Annotated in this window: 3 protein-coding genes; all 3 read right to left on the bottom strand. The window is 48.1% G+C overall.

All coding sequences use genetic code 11. The features are described 5' to 3' along the window. A partial coding sequence (locus tag EX31_RS26430) for a hemagglutinin repeat-containing protein (RefSeq protein ID WP_037035819.1) occupies positions 1-335 on the bottom strand: 335 nt, incomplete at its 3' end. A gap of 26 nt (positions 336-361) precedes the next feature. Next, positions 362-952, bottom strand: a complete 591-nt coding sequence (locus EX31_RS17205) for a hypothetical protein (RefSeq protein WP_037035817.1) — start codon at positions 950-952, stop codon at positions 362-364. Between the two features lie 289 nt (positions 953-1241). Next, a partial coding sequence (locus tag EX31_RS26425; protein ID WP_231576073.1) for a VENN motif pre-toxin domain-containing protein occupies positions 1242-2516 on the bottom strand: 1275 nt, incomplete at its 5' end.

Here is a 2516-nt window from a genome sequence, read left to right as displayed (position 1 = left end):
GTGTTCTGCGAGGAAATCAGGTTGATGTCGTCTGCCGCGTTCAGCGCCACGTCCAGCCCGGCTTTAATCTGGCTGCCGATGGTCGTGATATCGCCGCCCGTCGCGGTTATTGACAGGTTATCACCCGCCGTCAGCGTGCTGCCCGTGGCGGTATTCTGTCCGCTGTGGCTCTCGGATTTGGACGACTGCGTGCCAACCGAGGCGCTGATACCAAAGGTGGTGGAAGCATCGCCGGTGGTGGCCTGCGCCAGCGCCGTTCCCCCCGTCGAACCGACGGTGCTGAAACTCTGGCTTTTGAGTTGCAACGGCTGCCAGCAAATTGTGCGGTTCTCCACGAAAATAAAGATGGATCATTATTACTTCATAGATATTCTTTCTTCCCCAACATTGTTTTTTTATATTGGCACTCTTTAACGCTTACATAATCTGCTTCTTTCCTTTCAGAAATATCATAGATAACAACATCATTACCTTTTGTTTGGATTTCATAACTATGACCATCTTCTGCCGTAAATGATCTTTCAAAAGTTCTACCAAGATCTATGCCATACATACTTTTTTCATCAAAGTGCCACCATATTTTATATGCTTTCCCACTTTGAATGGTATATTCCAAATATCCCCTATTTGAGAATTGCGTTGACGGAGATGCGATCCCAGTTACTCTTTTTGAATAGCTGGTTTTTATTCCCATCACGGCTACTTTTGATGTAAGTCCATACACACCTTCTGATTTCATACATTCCGCAGCAGGTAACATTTTTTCCAGCCTGAAAAGTGTTGGTTGAAAACTATTGTCGACACGAATAAAAGAAGTATCGTTGCCCTGATAATCAGGCATAGAACTGCTCATATCCACAGTACATCCAGAAAGAAAAATCACGATCATCAAAAAAAACGAATTACTTTTCATATAAATATCCATGTTAAAAATTAATGCCCTGTTTTTCATAAACATTTCTGTCTAATCCGATCCCAGCGTTGTTGGTCAGGATTTACTTACTTGTAATGTCTGTAATGACGATAGTAGATAAACCAGCTACCCGACCCACAAATAGGCCCAGCAAATAGACTAATACGATAAGCTCTTCGGATATCTTCCAGTGAAAAAAGAAAATCCCCACCAAAAGATAACCATACAAATGTTCTAAGCATTAAAAAAATAATCACAGTCATAGAAAGAAGAATTAATATCCATATTATATTGAAAATAAATAAAGAAAATACAGTCTTCGCATTCATTACTTTTTCTCCTTAAGACTATTTATTTGCTCGTTAATAATGGCACCAGTTCCTTCTGTTGCAATTGCTGCTCCTGTATTACCCGCTATGCCAGGAATAGCACTTGGTGGTAATGGTTTTGATATGCCCATTCCCATATCAACCCATTCATAGTTTTTCCAAGTTGGATTAAATATTTTGTTCAGAGGTCCCTGCGCAAACTTACCTATCCCATAACCTAGGCCTGAAGCACCGCCGCTTATAGCCCCTCCAGCCCACGGATCATCTCCCTTCAGATAACTTGATGTCGCACCACCTGCTGCATTCCAACCCACAGTTCCCCACAGTCCCGTATTCGCCGTAAATGCTCCCACATAAGTAGCTATCAACACATCTGTAGGATTGATTTCACCATTCACGCCATACTGGATCGCTGCATTAGCACTGCCGCCAATAGCACCTGTCATCTGCATTCCTCCAGGCAGATAAATCAGCCCTGCGGTCGCCATTGCGCCTGCCACTGCATTTGCCTCATTCTGCGCCTTCTGGCAACTTGCCGAACCCGGTGCATCAGCACAACTTGCCATATCAATACCGTGCTGACGGATAAATGCTTCCTGGCCTGCTTCCGTACCGCCGCCTAACAGGTTGTTGTTCACTGTGGTGTTCCCCGCTATCGCGCCTGTCATACCGTCTGCCGTGCTGTCTCCGGTTAAACCACCCGCCAGACCCGCTGCCAGCGTCGATAAGGCCAGCACTTTTTGTTTTTCCTGCTCCGTCAGTTCGCTGATGGGTTTGCCGTAAGTGTCCAGCGCTATCATACCCGCCAGTTCACCTGCGGCGGCTCCCGCCGCTCCTGCCGCTGCATCTCTGCCCTGCGCCGCTGCAATGGCGGCATTCACCACCGCATGCGCGATGATGTTCGCTTTCTGATTGTCACCCGTCGCTTTTTTCACTACCTCCGCCAGATACGGAGCCGCGCCGCCTGCCAGCGCTGCTGCCATATCACCACCCGCCAGCCCCTGAAGTGCCATCGTCGCTGCGCTGATACCTTGCTGGATATCACTGCCGGTACCGTACTGTTTCTGGGTGTCTTTGTACTCTTTTGTCTCCAGCAGGTCTTTGCCACTCAGTTCCGGATGTGCGGCTTTCGCGGCTTCCAGCCCTTTTATCTCACCCGCCGTCCGCGCAATATCTGCCGCCTGGCTGCCTGCGTCCCCCAGCGCCTGCGCGATTTCCAGCCGCTTCTGCTCTTTCTCCTTGTCGAATATCGGGCTGATGCTGCCGTTGGCATG

Source organism: Rahnella sp. WP5, from assembly GCF_000745615.1.
In the GTDB taxonomy this organism is placed as follows: domain Bacteria; phylum Pseudomonadota; class Gammaproteobacteria; order Enterobacterales; family Enterobacteriaceae; genus Rahnella; species Rahnella aceris.
The sequence above is the reverse complement of the archived record's forward strand: the minus strand, read 5'-3'. Positions and strand labels throughout refer to the sequence as shown.